The organism is Vibrio sp. Vb0667 (genome assembly GCF_033391095.1).
Window position 1 is genome coordinate 1 of sequence record NZ_JAWPOL010000314.1, and the last position, 1,133, is coordinate 1,133.

The following is a 1,133-nucleotide window of genomic DNA, read 5'->3' on the forward strand; positions in this document are numbered from 1 at the left end:
AAGCCAAATGGTTTATCGAATCCAAGCAGAGCAAACACAGCCCCTGATGCTGCCAGTGGTAGCGTTGCGAGGATGATGATTGGTTGCTTAAAGCCGTTGAACATCGCGACTAAAATGATCACCATGATCAGCATTGCTTTTGGTTGCTGCTTCATGATGTCGGTGACCGCTTTGTCTTCATCGTAATATTCGCCGCCCCATTCCATGCTGTAACCCGCCGGAAGTTGGATAGCTTCAACCTGATCTTTAATGGCATTTCTTACGTTCGCTGGTGTGGAGTCTCGGCTCACACCCGCTTGAACCGTGATGGTTTTCACGCGGTCGCGTCGCCAAATCATGCTCTCTTCGGTGACCAGTTCGAATCCATCCACCACTTGACCAAGCGGAACGCTGTTAAAGCCAAGTAGAGAGCGCACAGGTAGCGTTTCTAGCGACGCCATGTTTTGCGATGTGCCACGTAACTGAATTGGAATCAGCTCATCATTCAGGTTCATTTGTCCGAGCGGCATGCCGTCTGATGCACGTTTTAGCGCGAAAGCGACATCGGCGCGGTTAATTCCTGCTTGACGCATTTTGTCTTGGTTTAGAATCGGCTTGAGCACTTTGCTTTCTTGGCGCCAATCATCGCGAATGTATTTTGCATCAGGGTTTGAAGCAAAAATCGTTTTCGCTTCCGCCGCTAGTTGATGTAATACGGTTTCATCCGGACCAGAAAAACGCACCTCAACCGCGAACTTATCTTTGGTTGCTAGCTTCAGCGCTCGGAAGCGAGGTTCGGCATCCGGAAACGCCTCTTTCAGCCAATCATCGCCACGCGTTACCAAGTGACTGATGCTCTCGTAGTCTTTGGTGTTGATCAGAATCTGGCCGTAGGCAGGGTCGAGTGGCTCAGGCTCTACCGTTACCGAGAAGCGAGGCGCACTGGTGCCGACATAGCTAGAGATACTTTCCCCTTCTGGTTGTGCGACCAACCATTCTTCAACTTTGCGCATGTCTGCCGAGGTTTGTTCAATCTTGGCACCATTGGGTAGCCAGTAATCGAGAAACACAATTGAGCGATCCGACTGAGGAATAAAGTTCACGGCCACATACGGGATTGCCACGGCGGTGACTAAAATCAACGGAACCAAAGC

1 protein-coding gene is annotated in these 1,133 nt (G+C 50.6%); it reads right to left on the reverse strand.

Annotated features, from left to right (window positions below):
* The coding region (locus R8269_RS25540; protein WP_318222953.1) for an efflux RND transporter permease subunit at positions 1-1,133 on the reverse strand (1,133 nt) is incomplete at both ends.